This is a genomic window from Oceanivirga miroungae, from assembly GCF_902505095.1.
In the GTDB taxonomy this organism is placed as follows: Bacteria; Fusobacteriota; Fusobacteriia; order Fusobacteriales; family Leptotrichiaceae; genus Oceanivirga; species Oceanivirga miroungae.
In genome coordinates this window covers 441,455-457,589 of the sequence record NZ_CABWIB010000001.1, presented here as the reverse complement: position 1 = coordinate 457,589, position 16,135 = coordinate 441,455, and the positions used below count along the sequence as shown (strand labels likewise).

Here is a 16,135-nt window from a genome sequence, read left to right as displayed (position 1 = left end):
GGAGGTATTGATCTTTAATTTCCTTATTGATACTTAATTACAAAGTTTATTCCTTTTTTGTTATCATAATCTTTTGAACTTAGTATAATGTCACTCTCATCGTAGTTTAAGTCTTTAGCTATAATTAAAGTTAATTCATTTTTATCGTCATATCTTTTAATATATAGCTTCTTATCTTCTTCATATATTGATATATTTGTATTTTTAAATACATCTAGTTTTCTAATTTCAATTAACTTTTTAACTGTATTATGTAAGTTAATATCTATTTTATTAAAATCCCATTCAAATGTTCTTCTACAATCAGGATCACCATTTCCCTCTAAACCTATTTCTGTTCCATAGTATATACAAGGTGTTCCTATATATGTAAATAACATAGCCAGACTTGATAAGAATGTATTTTTTTCTTTTTTAACAAGTGTCATAAGTCTTGGTGTGTCGTGTGAATCTAATAAATTTAAATTCATTGTATTTATTTGATCTATATTTCTAACTATTAATGAATTAAGTCTATTTGCTACATCTTTTATACTAATTTTTCCCATAGCAAAGTAATCTAAAAATATTTTAGTTAGTCCATAGTTCATTATGCTATCCCACTCATTTCCTCTTAAAAAGGCTTGTGAGTCATGCCAGTCTTCTCCTATTATCACAAAATCTTTTTTAATAGCTTTTAATTCCCTATTAAATTCTTGCCAGAAAGTATGTGATAATTCGTCTGCTACATCTAATCTCCAACCATCAATATCATATTCTTTTAAGTAATGTTTTGAAATTTCTATTAGATATTTTTTAACTTCTTCATTTTTAATATTTAATTTAGGCATATATGCTACATCAGCAAAAACTTCATAGTTCATTTTATCTAAATCTACATAATCATCTTTTATTAAAAACCAATCATAATATTTTGAATTTTTTCCATTTTCTATTACATCCAAGAAAAACTTGTGACTACTACTAATATGATTAAACACAGCATCTAATACTATTTTTATTCCTAAACTATGAGCAGTATCTACCAATTCCTTTAAATCTTTTTTTGTACCAAAATGTGGATCTATTTCAAAATAGTCTAATGTGTCATATTTATGATTACTATTTGCTTTAAAAATCGGAGTTAGATATATTGCATTTATTCCTAAATCTTTTAAATATCCTAGTTTTTTAGTAATCCCTTTTAAATCCCCTCCTGAAAAACTTGTAGGTGTTGGTAATTCTCCCCATTTTTTATCTATATAGCTATCGTCTTTTTCATAATTAGCTCTATTAAATCTTTCAACAAATATTTGATAGAAAACTGAATTTTTCATAAATTTAACTTCTTTTACTATATCTTCTTTATTTATATATGGTATTTGGAAAAAGTTATAATAAGCATAGTTATAGTCATAATCTTTTGTTATACCATTTTCATGATAATAGTAAGTATTTTTACCATCATTAATTTTAAAAATATATCCTAGTCTTTTATCTTCTAATTTTAATTTTACTTCAAAGTAAGAAAACAAATCATCTATGTATTTAACCTGCATGTTTTTTTCATATCTTGTTTCATAAAACTTGTATCTATTATCGTTATATACTATTTTAACATCTAAGTCTTTATCTTCTTTAGCCATTCTTAATCTTATTACTACTTCATTTTCAGAAATAGGGAATGAGTATATTGATTCTGATTTGTGATAGACAGCTAATTTATGTAACATTATTCCCCCCTAATTACTCCATATTTGACATCATTGCATCAAATGAAGCTTTTATTTCTTTATATGCTTCTTTAACATTTTTAGGTTTTGATATATCCCAAGATAATATTGCATGTTGCCAAGTTTCCCATACTCTTGACCATTCTTTTTCAGTTGGAACATCAGCAGCAGTTTTATATGAATCTATTACAGCTGCTATAACTTTTTTATCCATATCTTTTAAATCTAATTTATCAAATTCTTCTTTACTTACATTTGGCATTATTTTACCTGTTTGTTTAAAGTAAATATCTGCTGTTTTGGGATTTAAAATTTCAGCTATAAATTGCTCTGCTAGTTGCATTTTTTTATTATTTTCTTCAATTCTAGCATTTATACCAATAGCCCAACCACTTTTCCAGTGTCTAATAGGTACTCCTTTTACAGTAATTATACCTATTGGTAATACATCTAAATCATCAGTTAATCCTACTAAACTTGGTACTGCCCAAGGTCCATCAATTCTAAATACACCTTTATTTCCATTTTTAAATTGTTCATCTATATATCCCCAAGTTGCATCCACATCAAATAGTGTTGCTTTTTGTTCTGTTGCTTTTTTCCAATATTCATATAGGGTTGAAATTACATCTTTTTCTTTTTTTGTTAATTTATCAAAATCTTTTGTCATATCTGAATAGAATTTACCATCTTTTTTAGTTAATAAATCTATATCAGCACTATTTAAAAGAGCAATTGCATACCACGCATTAAATATTGGAAGAGTTATTGTATTTATATCTTTTTGTATTACTTCTTGTTTTTTTGTTAAATCAACATTATTAATTTCTGCATTCTTTTTATTATAGAAAGTTACTAATGTTTCAATATTTGTAGGAAATCCTAGGTAATTTCCATTTATTACAAGTTTTCCACCTAATCCATTATCATAATCATCAAATCCTCCGATTTTTTCTGCTAGTTTCTTTGCATCAAAACTAGCTAATGCTTCCTTACCACTTAATACTGTTAATTTATCTAATGGATATGAAAATAAATCAGTTACATCTGGATTTGTTATATCTGTTTCAGTAACCTTTTGTAATAAATCAAAAGCTCCTATTTCAACAATACTAATTTTAGTTCCTGGATTTGCATCCATAACTTTTTGAGCAGCATTTTGATAATATTGTACCCAACTTGGATCAGCTTGAACTGTTAATTCTAAAGATTCTTCTTTTGCCCCACATGCTATAAAAAATGGAAGTGCTAATAACATTAAAATTTTTTTCATAATTTTCTCCTTGTATAATATAGTTATCTAAAATTAGATAATCTATATGTTAAATTTTATTTATATAATATTGTTTATATATTGTTTTATATATATAATATACTTAATTAGATAGAGTGACATCGTTTACTCCTTGTAGCTTGACTTCGTTTATTAAGAGTGATGCCTCTTCTGATAAAGTGTTTACGAATTAGTTAGATGTTGACATATTAGTGTACTTCGCATTTAGAACAAGGTAGTGACTTTTATCAGCCTTTGAGGACTTCTATCTATAAATATATTAATGGTAGGTGATTTTATGTTTTATTTAGGTATTGATATTGCTAAAAATACTCATGTTGCTTCATTGCTTGATGATAATGGTAATACAATCTTTAAAGCTCATTCTTTTTCCAATTCTATTAAAGGTACTGATTCTTTAATTGAAAAATTAGAAAAATATTCAATAAATGATATTCTAGTAGGTATGGAAGCTACTGGTCATTATTGGCTATCAGTATATTCATATCTAATAGAAAAAGGTTTTAATATTATTGTAATTAACCCTATTCAAACTGATGGTTGGCGTCGTGCTACTGAAATCAGAAAACGTAAAACAGATATTATCGATTCTATTATGATTGCTGATTTTATTAGATACGGCAATTTTGAAACAACTTCACTTGCTGATGAAAAATACTTAAATCTACGTAATATGACTAGATTTAGACATTATTTAATTGAGCAAACAAGTGATTTAAAAAGAAAAATTATAGCTAACTTAGATCAAGTATTCCCTGAATATTCATCACATTTTAGTGATATTTTTGGACAAACTTCTAAAGAAATACTTCTTAATTTTAATACTGCAGAAGACTTTAAAAAACTTAAAGCAAACGATTTTAAAAAAGTATTGAAAAATGTTACTCTTAAAAATTCTGCGAAAGTAAAATTAAACAATCTAAAAAAAGCAGCTAAAACTTCCTTTGGTATTAATTTTGCTCTTGATTCTTACTCTATTCAAATTAAATGTTTAATTGAACAAATTAAAGTTATTGAAGAACAAATTGATCTTCTTGAATCTGAAATAGAGTCAATAGTCAAAGACCTAAATACTCCAATTCTAACAATTCCTGGTATAGGACCTGTAACAGGTGCTACCATACTTGCAGAATTAGGTGATATTAACAAATTTTCTAGTGATAAGAAAATTGTTGCTTATGCTGGTTTAGATTCAACTGTTACCCAATCAGGAGAATCTAACGGTACAAATGGACATTTAAGTAAACGTGGCTCAACACACCTAAGAAAAGCCTTATTTCAAGCTGCATTTATTGCATGTACTAACGATACTGTTTTCAAAGAGTTTTATGATAAAAAACGTTCTGAAGGTAAACATCATTTAGTAGCTGTTAATGCTGTTGCTCGTAAAATGTGCCATATTATTTATGCTGTTCTAAAAAAGAATGAACCTTATGTAGAACTAAAATAAATATTTCAAAAAATTCTATATTAGTATAGTTATTTTTGTTGTGCATAAATTTTAAGATAATTATTTAAATTTTATTATTGACTTTTAATAGTTAGTCTTATTTTTCTATTAATTTACTTTTAACTATACTATAATTTATTTCAATTTTCTCTTTTTTAACCTTTTTTAAAACTAATTTAGATGCTTCTATAGCTAATTTCTCAACATTAATATCAACAGTTAAAAAATCTTTTTCTACATACTTTCTTAAAAAAGAATTATTATATCCGCTAACTTTTATATCTGTTCTATTTATAGACTCAATTGCTTTAGTAGCTGCAATTGCAAATATATCATCAGTTGTAAATATAGCATCAATATTATTTTGTTTTACAATATTAAGTAATTTATTATATGCATCTTTTTCATTAAATTTAGCATTAATTAAGTATTCCTTATTAAATTTTATATTATATTCATCTAAAGCATTTATAAATCCTGTATATCTATTTTTTGTAACATTTAATTTCATACTTCCACCAATAAATATAAAATTTTTTCTATTTTGTTCTATCATTTTTTTTGTTACATCATAAGCAGATTTTATATTATCATTATCCACCCATAAATATTTTTCTGCATGATTTGGTTTACCTATTATACTAAATGGAAAACTAATTTCTTCTAAATAATTAAATATGCTTTCATCATCATAGTTTCTTAAAAATATTAAACCATCTACTCTTCTGCTTTTTACCAAGAAATCTATATATTCTTTTTCTTTTTTTGAATTATTACAGTGTATATATATAGTGTAATACTTATTTTCTATTAAAAATTCTGATATAGCATTTATTGCAGTAGAAAAAAATGTATTATTAAGTAGTGGATTTAAATCTTCTGAATTTAATACTATACCTATTATTCTACTATTATTTTGTGATAAATTTTGTGCAGCTGAATTTGGTATATAGTTTAAATCGCTCACAACTTTCTCTACTATTTCACGCGTTTTTTTTGATACTTTACTAGAGTTAGAAATTACTCTTGAAACAGTTGCCTTACTAACTCCAGCTCTTTTAGCAACGTCATTTATAGTTATGTCACTCATAAATCTCCTACTTTACTATATCTTTTATTCTATTTCCTTCTTCGTCAAAATAATGTAATGCTTCTAAATCAAATGTGAAATCGTGGTATTCTCCCACTTTATAATCATAGTGTCCTGGAACTGTTATTATCATTTGAGTATTATCTTTTAGAACAACATATAAGGCTTTTTCTTTACCTAACATTTCAACTACATCTACTCTTGCTTCAAATGAATTTTTTTCTTCTTTAGAAGATTTAAATCTTTCACTTCTAATTCCCACTGTTATTTTTTTACCTTCATAATTTCTATAAATATATTCAGGTACTTCAATTTCTACTTCTTTACTATTACTTACAAAAAGACCATCTACAACAGCACCTTCTATTAAGTTCATTGTAGGAGATCCTATAAATTTAGCAACAAATATATTAGCTGGTCTATTGTAGAATTCTTCTGGTTTTCCAACTTGTTGAATTTTACCTTTATCTAGTAATACTATTTTAGTTGCCATTGTCATCGCTTCTGTTTGGTCATGTGTTACATATATTGTTGTTGTTTCTAAGCTTTGATGTATTCTTACTAATTCAACTCTCATGTGTTCACGCAGCTTAGCATCTAAATTTGATAATGGTTCGTCCATTAAGAATATTTTAGGTTTTCTAACAATTGCACGTCCTAGAGCTACCCTTTGTCTTTGTCCTCCTGATATATCAGATGGTTTAGAGTATAGATAGTCTTCTATTTTTAATACTTTTGCAGCTTCCATTACTCTTTCATGTATGATTTTTTTATCAATTTTTCTCATCGCTAAACTAAAAGCCATATTATCATATACTGTCATATGTGGATAAAGTGCATAGCTTTGGAATACCATAGCTATATCTCTATCCTTACTTGGTAATTTATTTACAACCTTATTTCCAAAGATAAGTTCACCTTCAGTTATTGAGTTTAATCCTGCTATCATTCTTAGTAATGTAGATTTACCACATCCACTACTTCCTAAAATTACACAAAAATCTTTGTCATCTATTTTTAAATCTATATTTCTAATTGTAAAGTTATCTCTACCTTCGTATTTTTTACCTAAATTATTTAATATTACTTCCATTTTTCCTCCTACCCTTTAACAGATCCTTTAGCTAAACCTGATACTAAATCTCTTTGTAAGTACATAAATAGTATTACAATTGGAATTGCAGTTAGTAATCCTCCTGCAGCAAATGCTGTTTGGTTTAGTGTTCTTTCATCTGATATTAATGTAAATAGTCCTGCTGCTAATGTATATGTTTTTGTATTTGTTAATAAAACACTTGGTAGTAAGTAATCCATAAATGGACCTATAAATGACCATAGTGCGATTATTGATAACATTGGTCTTGCTATTGGCATGATAATCAGTCTATATATTTGTAAACTACTACAACCATCAATTTGAGCAGCTTCATCTAATTCTGTTGAAATTGAATCTATATATCCTTTTAATATGAAGGTATTAGTTGCAATTCCTCCTATTGCATATATTAGAATTAACATCATTTGTCTTGAGAATAATGGAACTACAGCATTTATTATTTGATACATAGTAAAGTAAGCAATAATTCCACCAAATGCTGGTATTACTTGAATTAACATAATAGCCATTAACGAAGCTTTTCTACCTTTAAATCTGTATCTGCTGTAAACATAACCAGTTAATGATACTACTATTAAATTTATTGCAGCTGTTAATACAGCAACATAAATTGTATTTACTACCCATCTTAAAAATAGAGTTTCATTTATTAAAAATTTAAAGTGATTTAATGAAAATTTCCATTCCCCATTAGCTATAATATACTTAGCTTGTGCTCCATTAAATGAACCTAATACCATTTCAACTAATGGAACAATTATTAATAAGGCCCAAATTATTAAGACCAGATAAGATAAAGCTAACATTACCTTTCCACCAAATGATAAAGGTGGTTTATCTGATAGGTAAAGACTTGAATTATTTTTTTTCTTAAAAAACATATCTTATTCCTCCTTAAACGCCTTAGAATTTTTAAATCCTACATATGCTATTATCATAAGTGCTATTGATATGAATATCGTAATAGCAGCTCCTGCTGATTGATATTGACTATTTATTGTTAACTTATATATATATGATATAAGTAGGTCACTTGCTCCTGCTGATTGATATTGACTATTTATTGTTAACTTATATATATATGATATAAGTAGGTCACTTGCTCCTGCTATATTCCCATATTTACTTGGTAAGAACGGTCCACCTTGGTTAAATAGATAGATTATAGAGAAGTTATTAAAGTTAAATGTATATTGACCTATTAATAGTGGTGCTGTTTGGAATAGTACTAATGGTACTGTAATTTTACTTAGTTTTTGCCAAGCAGTAGATCCATCTATATCAGCTGCTTCATATAGGTCTTCTGATATTGCTTGTAATACTCCTGTTGATAGTAAGAAAACATATGATGAACCTAGCCATGTTTGCATTAGAATTAAGAATATTCTAGTTGCTGCTGGGCTATTTTTAATTAGTAAATCTATACCTAAACGATCATGCATAAATGTTGTTATACTTCCACTTGGACTTACCATTATACTAAAATACATTATTGTAATAAATGCTGGTACTGCCCATGGTAATAAGTATATTGTTCTAAATACACCTTTAAATTTAATTCTATCATTATTTGCAATAATTGCTAACATAAATCCTACAAATATTGATAATGTTGTAGCTCCTAGTGTCCACATTAATGTCCACCCTATAATTAACCAGAAAGGTCCTCCTGCTACACCTTTAGCTTGAATTAACAGTTTATAGTTTTCAAGTCCTACCCAAGGGAATTTTGATTGGTGGTTAGGATCCATTCCTGTAAATGATAATAGTATTGTTGTTAGTATTGGTACTATTACTATAAATAGGATTAATATGAAGGCTCCTGTTGCTACTATATATGGTAGTCCTTCTTCACTTAATGATTCTACTGTTTCAAAATATGTTTTAGGTCTTATACCTTTCATTTTATCATTAAGTACATCTTTAACATCTTTATATGCAAAGTAATATGCAGCAATTACAATACATAATAGAAATACTGCAATTACTCCTTCTATCATAAAGATCATTGATTTATCTAACTTTGATCCACCTTGTGCTAATGTGATTAATCCAGATATTCCTGTTCCACGATAGTTTCCATAACCTAATGCGTATGGAATTGCAGCAAAGTATGTAAATAAAGTTAGAATGAAAAATAGACTAGCTTTAAAGTATTGTTTATTTATAAACTGACCTAAACCTGGTATTAAGAATGTTAGTATTGGTAATGTTTTATTAACACGAGAAACTTCTATAGGAGTTCTTCTTCTAATATCTGAAATTTCTAATTCTAATATATTTAACATATTCTTGTATTCTTGCTTTATACCATATTTTAAACTCTTAAGTCTTGCTTTAATTAAAATAGATGGAATTTCCATTTTTAAAACTTCTAATTCATCTTTTTCTTTAATCTTTAGCGCTTCTATTTTATTTTTATATGCCATTTTAGAAATTATACCATCATCATAAAGTTCTTTTAACTTAGCAATTTCTACTTGTTGTTCTTTTTTGATTTTTTCTTTTTCTATTTCATATTTTTCTTTAGATTCTTTTTCTTCTTCCATATCAAGATGTTTTAGATTTTCAATATATACTTCTATTTCATCTTTTTTATCTTTATATGTCTTTAATACTCTTTCTAGCATGTTAATTTCTACTTTTGATACATCTAATAAAAAGCTTGCATCATAAGTTAAATCATAAAATTTTTCATAGAATTCTTTATTTAATTTAGCTTTTTCTAATCTTAATGTTGCTTTTTTAATTCTTTTGTCATTCTCTAATAAACTAGATTCAATTTCTTTTATTTTACTGTTTCTTGTTTTAATAAAACTTGCTTCTTCTTCTTTAAATTTATTTAATTTAATAATGTAAGGATGCTTAGCTTTATCTACTTTTATTCCACGAGCTTTATCTAGTAAATATAGATTTTTTCTCTCGTGCTGTACTTGAAAACTATCATATACAAATTCATTTAGCATTTTTTCAACTCCTTTTTTCTTTTAAGTTTATTACATATATCATAAGGACTATTTGTAATATTATAGCTACATAATTTATATATATTGCCTTATTTAAAAATATTTCATAAATTAAGGTGAATAATATTATAAAAAAGTATACTGCTTTATAAACAACACCTACTTTTATCTTATTTCTACCTATATATGTAAAAAGTGCTAATATCACATAGTTTATTACAACAAAAAAGTATGTAATCATATTAGCCAATATATAGGTATCTTTTGTTATTAAAATATCAGTTGTTTTTAAAAAATTATTCATGTACTCAGTATTTTTTGTTATATATAGAAAGTTAACACTTTCTGATGATATTACAAAAAAAATAATAGTTAATATTATAACTAACTGTTTAAATGATAAGTTAAATCCTTTTTTCATGTTACTCCTGTAAATTAAAGGGGGTAAATCTCCACCCCCCATTTTGTACCTTTTTTTTAACTATTTGTCAATATTTTGCATCATTGCTTTGAATGAAGCGCTTAATTCGTTATATGCTTCTTTTGCATTTTTAGGTTGTGCTGTGTTCCATGATAAGATACCATTTTGCCAAGTATCCCATACTTTATCCCATTCTTTAAATAATGGTCTTGCTACTGAATCTTCATAAGAATCTATAACAGCAGCTATAACTTTTTTATTAAATTGTTCTAAGTTTGATTTAGCATATTCTTCTTTTGATACGTTAGGCATTATCTTACCTGAAACTTTAAATAATTCTGCTGCATTTTCTCTATTCATTAATTCAGCTATCATTTTTTCAGCTAATGCTTTTTTATCCATATCTTCTTCTATTCTAGCGTTTATTCCTAAAGCCCAACCACCTTTCCAGTGTCTTAATGCTTCACCTGCTACACTAATTGATCCAATAGGTAGCACATCTAAATTTTTAGATAACTCAGATAATCCACCAACTGACCAAGGACCATCTATTCTAAGTACTGCTTTACCACCATCTTTGAATTGTTCATCAATGTATCCCCAAGTTGCACCTGCGTCAAATAAAGTTGTTTTTTGAGCATTTGCTTTTTGCCAGTATTTAAATAATTGATCTATAACCATTTTTTGTTCTTTTGATAATTCGTCATAAGGTTTTACTAAATCTGAATAGAACCCATCACTAGTTTTACCTAATAATTCTATATTTCCAGCATTTGTTGCAGCTACTGCAAACCAAGCGTTAAACATAGCTATCATTACATTATTTACATCTTTTTGTACTAATTCAACTGGTTTAGTTAGGTCAATATTTAAATTCTTAGCATTTTTTGTATTTACAAATGTTACTAAAGTTTCAATATTAAATGGAAAACCTAAATAAGCACCATCAACTACTATTTGTCCTCCTAGACCTTTATCATAATCACCAAATCCACCAATTTTACCTGCTAGTGCTTTCGCATCAAAACTTGCTAATGCTTCAGCTTGAGATAACTTACTTAATCTATCTAATGGGAATGCAAATACGTCAGTTATATCTGGATTAGTTGCATCAGTTTTATCTAACTTATCTAATAAATCAAATGATCCCATTTCAACTACATTTATCTTGTCTCCTGGATTTTCTTTCATAACTTTTTCAGCAGCTTTTTTGTAGTAATCTACCCAAGAACTTTCAGCTTGAACTGTTATTTCAGCTGATTTTTTAGCTTCCGCTTTTACTTCTTCTTTACTTGTTCCACATGAAACAATACCTGCTATTGTTAATAAACTAACAACAGAATAAATTAATTTCTTTTTCATAAATAATTCCTCCTATTTGAAACCGTTTTCAATTTTACACCTTAATTTTACCTTGATTTCTAAGTTTGTCAAGAAAAAAAAGTTTTTTTTCGATAGTTTCTTTTGTAAAAAATATCTAATTTTCAATTTAAAATATTGACTAATAGATACCTTTAGTTATAATTTAATGAAAGGTAAATTTAAATTGAGAGTTAATGATATGACTAAATATGCTTATAGAGATGAAAATAGGAAAAATATTATTTATGCAAATAAAGCAACAGACGAAGATAGAAATAATGAATTTTATTGTCCTAATCCTAATTGTAATGCAAAATTATATATTTGTTCAATTAGTGGAAGTAAAAATGCTTATTTTAGGGCAACTAAGGCTCATTTTAAGCATATTAAAAACTGTTACTACGGTAATAGTGTTGCAAATTTTGATAGTAGTAAATTTGATGAAGAAAAATTTAATTACGAGGATGCAATAAATAATATTTTACATAATTCCTATGGTGAACATAGTATAAAACCACCAAGAACATTAAGACAAATATATTCTTTATGTAAAAGTTTCCCTGTTGATGACATATACGCTGATAGAAAAATAGGATTATTGCTATTAGATGATAGAAGTGAATATATGTACCAAAATGGATTTTATGGAATGAGGATAATAGAAGCTAAATGAGAAAGAAAAACATTATATAATGATAGTAAGAGAGAAATTTATTTAGTATCTCCTATTTATAGCGAAAAATATATGTTTACATTATATTTTTCAGATGAAGATTATTATAAAAAAATTCGTTCTGAAATATATAATAATATGGATAATATTATAATCGTTGCTGGAGAATGGAAATCATCAGGTGAATATAATAAATTTATTACAAAAATACATGGGAAAAAACAAGTAGCTATTATAAAAAAATAAGAGGTAAGTTTATTAGCTTATCTCTTTTATTTTTTTAAATTTTCTTTTATATCATTATATCTATAACCTTTTCTAGTTAGAGTTAATATGATTTTAGCATCTTCATAGTTTTTTTCTTTTAATTTTCTAACTTCTTCACTTAGTTGTTCTTTTTCCATGTCATTTGGAATATCCTCGTAAGCTTCATCTATATCTTGCTTTTTTATACCCTTTTGCAAAAGTTTCATAGTATTTTTAGTTTTACTATTTTTATGACTTAATATATATGATATAGCATAATCTACATCATTTATATATAGATTTTCTTCTAAGTAATCTAGGACTTCTTCTATTAGTTCTTTTTTATCAAAATATTTTAATTTTAATTTTGATAATAATTCATATCTTGTTCTTGATTTTAGGTATATATAGTAAAATGCCTTATTTTTTATTGATGCTTTAATAATATCGGTATAAATACCAGATATATCCATATTAGATTTTAATTTAAACTCATGGATAATATCTGGATTTATATCTATTACTTCATCATTTTCTAAATAAAGTTTATTACTCTTGATCTTCTGTATTATCATCGTCTACTGCCCTTAAAATACTAGGATCTATATTTGCTAGTACCTTATTTTCTATTTCCTCAAATATATCTTTGTTTTCTTGTAAGTATTTTTCTACATTTACCTTACCTTGTCCTAATCTTACATCGCCATAGCTAAACCATGAACCACTTTTTGAACAAATTTTCATTTCTATTGCTAAGTCTAGTATTTCTGATGCTCTTGATATTCCAACTCCATACATTATTGGGAATCTTGCTTCCTTAAATGGAGGTGCTACCTTATTTTTAGTAACTTTTGCAATTACTTCACTTCCAATTATATCGTCACCTTGTTTTATAGCTGGTCCTTTTTTAATTTCTATTCTTGTTGTAGAGAAGAACTTAAGCGCTCTTCCTCCAGATGTAGTTGTTTGTACACCTGGTACAAAAGAAAATCCTATTTTTTCTCTTATTTGGTTAATAAATATCATAACTGTATCTGATTTAGATATTGTCCCAGTTAATTTTCTTAAAGCTTTTGACATAAGTCTTGCTTGAAGTCCCATTTGTTGATCTGACATTTCACCTTCTATTTCAGCCTTTGGAACAAGAGCAGCTACTGAGTCAACTACTACAACATCAATAGCAGCACTTCTTACTAAAAGTTCTGCAATTTCTAAGGCTTGTTCACCATTGTCTGGTTGTGATATTAAAAGCTCATCTATATTAACACCTAGTGCTTTAGCATATACTGGATCTAGTGCGTGTTCTGCATCTATAAATGCTGCTATTCCACCATTTTTTTGAGCTTCCGCTATAATATGTAATGCAATTGTAGTTTTACCTGATGATTCAGCACCATATATTTCTACTATTCTTCCACGAGGAACCCCACCTATACCTAGAGCTAAATCAAGATTTAAACTACCTGTTGATATAGCACTAATGTTCATTTTTTGGTTTTCTCCTAGCTTCATTATACTACCATCACCATAATTTTTCTTTATTGTATCTAATGTAAACTGTAGTGATTTTTCTTTTTCTTCAGCTTCACTTAAATTTTCTTTTTTCTTTGCCATGCTTAATCTCCTTTATCTACTCATTATTATAGCATTTTTGTCTTTATAATAATTTTTTCTTATACTAACTTTTTTAAAACCTTTTTTTTCATATAGTTTAATAGCTGCTATATTATCTTCTCTTACTTCTAAAAATATATCTTTATCTAAATCAAGACTGTCTATTAACTTACTTGCAATATTTTTTCTTCTATATTCTTTTAATACTCCAATTTCAAATATTTCATATACATCTATGCTATCTATTACTATAATATACGCAACATCAGAGTATATAGTTATATTTTTAATATTTAATCCGTCTAAATACGATAAATCCTTATTATCATTAAATATTTCATTATGTAGTTTTACTATTTTTTCATTACTTGTCATTTGATTTTAAAATTCCTACTCTACTTAATGGGTACCATCTTAACATCAATTTACCTTTTAATCTAGCTTTTGAAACATATCCAAAATATCTTGAATCTTGACTATTATCTGTATTATCTCCCATAGCCATATAGTAGTCATCATCTAATATTATTGTTTCTTTATTTAATAACTTTTTCATTTTAGACTTATCATATTTAAAATCAAGTATAGGCAATAATAGATACTTACTATTGTCACTTTCTAATATGTATGTATATCTAAATCTTCCATCATACTTATTATATACTCCAAATATTTTTTCATAGTCAGCCTCTTTTATATACTTATTGAAATCTTCATTATTTTCTATGCTTTTTACTACTTTATCTTGCGTATCCCACTCAAGTATATATTTTATTCTTACGCTATCACCTTTTTTAGGTATGTAGTATTTCCCAGCACCTAATAATGAATATACAGAACTTGTTCCGTTAGAATAATATCTGTCACTTATTTTTTTATCATTACTTAATACCTTGTTATCTTTAATCTCAAAAGTAGTTCCTTTAATACCTGTTATTCTTTTTGTATATAGATAGGTATTATCTAGTGGTTCAGAAAAAGATATTATGTCATTTAGTTTAACATCACTAAATTTATATATAGCATTATTTGAGAATATTCTATCTCCAACTAAAATTGTAGGTTCCATAGATTGAGTCGGTATTACATAGTTACCTATATAGAAATTTTGAATAATTATTACTAACACGAATAAAAATAAGCCATTTAAAATTATTCTAAATTCTTTTTTTATTAATTTATTTTCTATTATTATAGAAACTAATACAAGAAATGTTGCAATTAACATTTCATAGAAAAAGAATTTATCTTCAATAGCAAAAAGTAAATTTGCTGTAAAATACATAACAATATTAAGTATAGCTAAATATCCTTTTTTAAAATTAAACAGTAAAAATACTGCATTTATTAAAAATACCGCCCATACTGCTATATGTCTTATAGGTATTACACTACTTGGCTCTTTATTTACATATACAAAGTGAATCAATACTAAAATTACCACACTTGCAATATTAAAAAGTTTTAAAAACTTTTTATTTTCATCTTTTATACTAACTTTTAATACATAGTTTGATAGAAAATCTGCTACTGTATCTATTTTAGCTATTAAAAATTTTTCATTAATGAAAAATAGAAATATTAAGCTTATTGTTAGGATATAAAAAATTATCCATAAAATCATTTTGTCCTCCTTGTTTATACTATATTTTTAAAAATTTTTCTTTCAATTTCATAAAAATTATTTAGTATTTTTCTAAGTTAATAAAATATATAGCTTATAGTAAGTTATTTTTAACTACTTCTAGCTTTTTTCTTTTATCTAATTTACTTAAATTTTAACTTTTTTTAAAACTTTTGTCAAAGAAGAAAAAAGTGGCATCGCCACTTTTATCTCTTATTTAACTAAAATTTCTACACGTCTATTATTTGATAATGTTCCATTAACCTTATTATTATATCCAAAGCTTGATACTTTTCTAATATTTTGTGGATTTTTAAGTCCTAGTTCTATTAGTAATTCACTAACAATATTTGCTCTTTCAAGACCTAATTGTAAATTATATCTTTCAGAAGAAGATATATCAGTAAATCCTGAAATATCTATACTCTTTTCTGGATATTTTTCATTAATTTCTTTAACAATAGCTTTTAGTTTAATAACTTGTGCTTTTGTTGGTCTATTTGAATCATTTGTAAATCTATCAATTACATATAGTACTTCAGAAGATTTAGCTGATTCTTTTTTTA

General features: G+C 26.3%; 16 protein-coding genes. 3 read left to right on the top strand and 13 right to left on the bottom strand.

Features of this window, described 5'->3' with window-relative positions:
- Nucleotides 1-23: 23 nt before the first annotated feature.
- Nucleotides 24-1,712 carry a glycoside hydrolase family 13 protein gene (locus OMES3154_RS02320; protein WP_156683196.1) on the bottom strand — a complete coding sequence of 563 codons (1,689 nt, stop codon included), beginning with the start codon at nt 1,710-1,712 and terminating at the stop codon, nt 24-26.
- 13 nt (nt 1,713-1,725) lie between these two features.
- Complete coding sequence (locus tag OMES3154_RS02315) at nt 1,726-2,985, bottom strand: sugar ABC transporter substrate-binding protein (protein WP_156683195.1); 1,260 nt, start codon at nt 2,983-2,985, stop codon at nt 1,726-1,728.
- Between the two features lie 298 nt (nt 2,986-3,283).
- On the opposite strand from OMES3154_RS02315, the gene OMES3154_RS02310 reads away from it, so the two are divergent.
- On the top strand, nt 3,284-4,456 hold the full coding sequence (locus tag OMES3154_RS02310) for an IS110 family RNA-guided transposase (protein WP_156683929.1): 1,173 nt from the start codon (nt 3,284-3,286) through the stop codon (nt 4,454-4,456).
- Between the two features lie 97 nt (nt 4,457-4,553).
- Here the strand turns inward: OMES3154_RS02310 and OMES3154_RS02305 are convergent, their stop codons facing one another.
- The 6 genes from OMES3154_RS02305 to OMES3154_RS02280 are packed head-to-tail and all read right to left on the bottom strand — an operon-like array spanning nt 4,554 to nt 11,412.
- A complete protein-coding gene (locus tag OMES3154_RS02305; protein ID WP_156683194.1) occupies nt 4,554-5,546 on the bottom strand; it encodes a LacI family DNA-binding transcriptional regulator in 993 nt (330 codons plus the stop codon).
- 7 nt (nt 5,547-5,553) lie between these two features.
- On the bottom strand, nt 5,554-6,639 hold the full coding sequence (locus tag OMES3154_RS02300; protein ID WP_156683193.1) for an ABC transporter ATP-binding protein: 1,086 nt from the start codon (nt 6,637-6,639) through the stop codon (nt 5,554-5,556).
- Between the two features lie 8 nt (nt 6,640-6,647).
- A complete protein-coding gene (locus tag OMES3154_RS02295; protein WP_156683192.1) occupies nt 6,648-7,544 on the bottom strand; it encodes a sugar ABC transporter permease in 897 nt (298 codons plus the stop codon).
- Nucleotides 7,545-7,547: 3 nt separating this feature from the next.
- On the bottom strand, nt 7,548-9,629 hold the full coding sequence (locus OMES3154_RS02290; protein ID WP_156683191.1) for a carbohydrate ABC transporter permease: 2,082 nt from the start codon (nt 9,627-9,629) through the stop codon (nt 7,548-7,550).
- A gap of 4 nt (nt 9,630-9,633) precedes the next feature.
- Entirely contained in the window at nt 9,634-10,050 is a 417-nt protein-coding gene (locus tag OMES3154_RS02285) for a hypothetical protein (RefSeq protein WP_156683190.1), read from the bottom strand.
- Between the two features lie 60 nt (nt 10,051-10,110).
- Nucleotides 10,111-11,412 (bottom strand): sugar ABC transporter substrate-binding protein, encoded by a 1,302-nt coding sequence (locus tag OMES3154_RS02280; protein WP_156683189.1) that lies wholly within the window; start codon nt 11,410-11,412, stop codon nt 10,111-10,113.
- Between the two features lie 166 nt (nt 11,413-11,578).
- On the opposite strand from OMES3154_RS02280, the gene OMES3154_RS02275 reads away from it, so the two are divergent.
- Together OMES3154_RS02275 and OMES3154_RS06430 are read left to right on the top strand one after the other, a co-directional pair.
- On the top strand, nt 11,579-12,085 hold the full coding sequence (locus OMES3154_RS02275) for a hypothetical protein (protein WP_231679251.1): 507 nt from the start codon (nt 11,579-11,581) through the stop codon (nt 12,083-12,085).
- 72 nt (nt 12,086-12,157) lie between these two features.
- Nucleotides 12,158-12,331, top strand: a complete 174-nt coding sequence (locus tag OMES3154_RS06430) for a hypothetical protein (RefSeq protein WP_197271465.1) — start codon at nt 12,158-12,160, stop codon at nt 12,329-12,331.
- 26 nt (nt 12,332-12,357) lie between these two features.
- On the opposite strand, the gene OMES3154_RS02270 is transcribed toward OMES3154_RS06430, so the two are convergent.
- The 5 genes from OMES3154_RS02270 to OMES3154_RS06645 form a co-directional block, all read right to left on the bottom strand.
- A complete protein-coding gene (locus tag OMES3154_RS02270; RefSeq protein ID WP_156683188.1) occupies nt 12,358-12,906 on the bottom strand; it encodes a regulatory protein RecX in 549 nt (182 codons plus the stop codon).
- Nucleotides 12,881-13,945 carry a recombinase RecA gene (recA, locus tag OMES3154_RS02265; protein ID WP_156683187.1) on the bottom strand — a complete coding sequence of 355 codons (1,065 nt, stop codon included), beginning with the start codon at nt 13,943-13,945 and terminating at the stop codon, nt 12,881-12,883. Before recA ends, OMES3154_RS02270 begins: the two co-directional genes overlap by 26 nt.
- 12 nt (nt 13,946-13,957) lie before the next feature.
- A complete protein-coding gene (locus tag OMES3154_RS02260) occupies nt 13,958-14,320 on the bottom strand; it encodes a GNAT family N-acetyltransferase (RefSeq protein ID WP_156683186.1) in 363 nt (120 codons plus the stop codon).
- On the bottom strand, nt 14,310-15,569 hold the full coding sequence (lepB, locus tag OMES3154_RS02255) for a signal peptidase I (RefSeq protein WP_156683185.1): 1,260 nt from the start codon (nt 15,567-15,569) through the stop codon (nt 14,310-14,312). Before lepB ends, OMES3154_RS02260 begins: the two co-directional genes overlap by 11 nt.
- Before the next feature lie 213 nt (nt 15,570-15,782).
- A complete protein-coding gene (locus OMES3154_RS06645; RefSeq protein WP_407938968.1) occupies nt 15,783-16,094 on the bottom strand; it encodes an OmpA family protein in 312 nt (103 codons plus the stop codon).
- Between the last annotated feature and the right edge of the window lie 41 nt (nt 16,095-16,135).

Excerpts from the sequence above, each read along its gene's own strand:
- OMES3154_RS02275 (WP_231679251.1), top strand. The coding sequence starts at position 11,579 with ATGAAAGGTAAATTTAAATTGAGAGTTAATGATATGACTAAATATGCT.
- OMES3154_RS02280 (WP_156683189.1), bottom strand. The coding sequence starts at position 11,412 with ATGAAAAAGAAATTAATTTATTCTGTTGTTAGTTTATTAACAATAGCA.
- OMES3154_RS02315 (WP_156683195.1), bottom strand. The coding sequence starts at position 2,985 with ATGAAAAAAATTTTAATGTTATTAGCACTTCCATTTTTTATAGCATGT.
- OMES3154_RS02290 (WP_156683191.1), bottom strand. The coding sequence starts at position 9,629 with ATGCTAAATGAATTTGTATATGATAGTTTTCAAGTACAGCACGAGAGA.
- lepB (WP_156683185.1), bottom strand. The coding sequence starts at position 15,569 with ATGATTTTATGGATAATTTTTTATATCCTAACAATAAGCTTAATATTT.
- OMES3154_RS02270 (WP_156683188.1), bottom strand. The coding sequence starts at position 12,906 with ATGATAATACAGAAGATCAAGAGTAATAAACTTTATTTAGAAAATGAT.
- recA (WP_156683187.1), bottom strand. The coding sequence starts at position 13,945 with ATGGCAAAGAAAAAAGAAAATTTAAGTGAAGCTGAAGAAAAAGAAAAA.
- OMES3154_RS02285 (WP_156683190.1), bottom strand. The coding sequence starts at position 10,050 with ATGAAAAAAGGATTTAACTTATCATTTAAACAGTTAGTTATAATATTA.
- OMES3154_RS02320 (WP_156683196.1), bottom strand. The coding sequence starts at position 1,712 with ATGTTACATAAATTAGCTGTCTATCACAAATCAGAATCAATATACTCA.
- OMES3154_RS02305 (WP_156683194.1), bottom strand. The coding sequence starts at position 5,546 with ATGAGTGACATAACTATAAATGACGTTGCTAAAAGAGCTGGAGTTAGT.
- OMES3154_RS02295 (WP_156683192.1), bottom strand. The coding sequence starts at position 7,544 with ATGTTTTTTAAGAAAAAAAATAATTCAAGTCTTTACCTATCAGATAAA.
- OMES3154_RS06430 (WP_197271465.1), top strand. The coding sequence starts at position 12,158 with ATGTTTACATTATATTTTTCAGATGAAGATTATTATAAAAAAATTCGT.
- OMES3154_RS02300 (WP_156683193.1), bottom strand. The coding sequence starts at position 6,639 with ATGGAAGTAATATTAAATAATTTAGGTAAAAAATACGAAGGTAGAGAT.
- OMES3154_RS02310 (WP_156683929.1), top strand. The coding sequence starts at position 3,284 with ATGTTTTATTTAGGTATTGATATTGCTAAAAATACTCATGTTGCTTCA.
- OMES3154_RS02260 (WP_156683186.1), bottom strand. The coding sequence starts at position 14,320 with ATGACAAGTAATGAAAAAATAGTAAAACTACATAATGAAATATTTAAT.